We start from the raw sequence: 2,826 nt of genomic DNA on the forward strand, positions 1-2,826 counted from the left end.
CCGAGTTCAGATGGTTTAGCCGAATGAGGTAATTTATAGCCTGAGAAACCATAGCCTTGACTTTTTCGTTCTTTTGTGTCAAGACAAAAGGACAAAACATTAACCGTCATCACGTTCAGTATGTCATGTCGACCGCAGGAGACATCTCTATTCATAGTTCAGAGATTCCTCCATTGCACTATCGCTTCAGTCGGAATGGAAAAGAGACCCTTCCTATCGTCAGGATGACAACAGCAAGAGTAAGCAAACGGCATTAGGTTTTGATGGCGTGAAGTAAATTAATGAAAGAGGCGTAAAAAAGCATCTGCTGTTTGAGGCGATAGCCGAGTTCAGATGGTTTAGCCGACAGAAGTAATTTATAGCCTGAGAAACCATAGCCTTGAATTTTTCGTTCTTTTGTGTCAAGACAAAAGGACATCAATACTATGTTAAATGATGAATTTTAAATTTTGAATGAGATCCTTCCTAACGTCAGGATGACAACATCTTGTGTCATTACGAGAAGGAACGACGAAGTAATCTAATACAGATTGCCACGCTCCACTGCATTACGCTCGCAATGACAACACGAATCAGCGTAGTATGGAGCCCTTTTGCGTTCAGTATGTCATGTCGACCGCAGGAGACATCTCTATTCAAAGTTCAGAGATTCCTCCGTTACGCTATCGCTTCAGTCGGAATGGAAAAGAGATCCTTCCTATCGTCAGGATGACGCGCTCAACTGTCATTTTGAGCGCAACGAAGTGGAGTCGAAAAATCTCTTAATAAAAACAGGCAGAATCTTTAAACCTTAAATTAACCCCAATAAAAAAGGCTGCCGAAGCAGCCTTTTAAAATATTACTTGTTACCTTTTTCGTAGTCGGCAATAAACTGAGCCAAACCACTATCGGTAAGTGGGTGTTTTAATAAACCTGTAATTGCGCTTAGAGGACCTGTCATAACATCGGCACCAATTTTAGCACAGTTAACAATGTGCATAGTGTGACGTACAGATGCAGCAAGAATTTCGGTTTCAAAACCGTAGTTATCATAGATAAGACGGATATCTTCAATAAGTGTTAAACCATCTGTAGAGATATCATCAAGACGACCGATAAACGGAGACACATAACTGGCACCTGCCTTAGCAGCAAGTAAAGCCTGACCTACAGAGAAAACAAGCGTTACGTTTGTTTTAATATCTTTATCAGAGAAATACTTAGCAGCCTTAACACCATCTTTAGTCATAGGTATTTTAACTACAATTTGCTCGTGCAGTTCGGCAAGCTCTTCACCTTCTTTAATCATACCTTCAAAATCGGTAGCGATAACCTCAGCACTTACGTCGCCGTCTACAATATTACAGATGTCAACATAATGTTTAAGGATGTTGTTTCTTCCTGTAATGCCTTCTTTCGCCATTAGAGACGGGTTAGTTGTAACTCCGTCTAAAACGCCTAGCTCCTGAGCTTCCTTAATCTGGTCAAGATTAGCTGTGTCGATAAAAAATTTCATGTTCTTACTTTAAAATATGTTCTGGAAAATTTTTTTGCAAAACTACAATTTATAATGATTCATTAACAACTTTTCATACACTTTATCAGGCAGTAACCTTTTTAAAACGATAGAAAACTTTTGCATAAATGCCCCCACCTTGTAGTGTACTTTAGGGTTAGGATCTTTCATTATAGAGTAAACCGCTTCGGCCATTTCAAGCGGATTGCTACCACCATCCACGTGATCGTTCATCATATTAAGCGTATTGCCATATGGGGTTTCATATGGCGAACCCTTTACAAGCGGAGCATGGTAACGCCCTGCGGCAATATTTGTGGCAAAATCGCCCGGAGCAATATTAGTAATGGTAACCCCAAAACCTTTAACCTCCATACGAAGACCTTCGGTAATAAGCTCCAGCGCTCCTTTTGAAGCCGAATAAACACTACGGTATGGCAGCCCCATGTATCCGGCAATAGAAGTAACGTTGATTATAAGTCCGCTTTTCTGCTCACGCATTTGTGGCATCACGGCTTTCATTACCTCAATAGGTCCAAAAACATTGGTTTCAAAGTTGTTTCTAATTTCATCGGCAGGGATTTCCTCAAGCGGACCCGTTATACCCACTCCGGCATTATTAATAAGCACGTCCAGCCTACCCTCTTTCTCAATCACTTCGGCAACTGCAGCCTTAATAGTAGCAGCATCACGAACATCAAGCGCCACAAGCGGAAACTTAGAACCGGTTACCCTTTGCGGGTTACGGCTTGTACCATAAACGGTATACCCTTTTTCAGATAAAAATTCGCCTATGGATTTCCCTATACCCGAAGATCCTCCGGTAATAAAAACAACTCTCTTCATTATTGGTTAATTGGAGATTTATAATTGAATGGCGAAAATACGGATTTTAAGTTAAAGACAATTAGATAATAAATGAGAGACGGAAGACTATTTTAAATGATGAGTTTTGAATTTTTAAAAGAGATCCTTCCTACCGTCAGAATGACAAGCAGAGTAAGCATACGGCATTAGGTTTTGATGGCGTAAAGTAAATTAGTGAAAGAGGCGTAAAAAAGCATCTGCTGTTTGAGGCGAGAGCCGAGTTCAGATGGTTTAGCCGAAAGAGGTAATTTATAGCCTGAGAAACCATAGCCTTGAATTTTTCGTTCTTTTGTGTCAAGACAAAAGGACAAAACCTCAACTGTCATCACGTTCAGTATGTCATGTCGACCGCAGGAGACATCTCTATTAATAGTTCAGAGATTCCTCACTACACTACGTTTCGTATCGGAATGACAATGAGAATAGAACGACAGAGTAAGCAAACGGCATTAGGTTTTGAAGGC

The 2,826-nt window shown here is 40.5% G+C and carries 2 protein-coding genes; both read right to left on the reverse strand.

What is annotated here, in order from left to right; translation table 11 throughout:
• Positions 1 to 838: 838 nt before the first annotated feature.
• A complete protein-coding gene (gene fsa, locus GN157_RS11145; protein WP_157483477.1) occupies positions 839 to 1,495 on the reverse strand; it encodes a fructose-6-phosphate aldolase in 657 nt (218 codons plus the stop codon).
• Between the two features lie 42 nt (positions 1,496 to 1,537).
• Positions 1,538 to 2,341, reverse strand: coding sequence for an SDR family oxidoreductase (locus GN157_RS11150; protein ID WP_157483478.1), 804 nt, complete (start codon positions 2,339 to 2,341; stop codon positions 1,538 to 1,540).
• Positions 2,342 to 2,826 lie beyond the last annotated feature (485 nt).

It is taken from the genome of Flavobacterium rakeshii, from assembly GCF_009741375.1.
GTDB classification, from domain to species: domain Bacteria; phylum Bacteroidota; class Bacteroidia; order Flavobacteriales; family Flavobacteriaceae; genus Flavobacterium; species Flavobacterium rakeshii.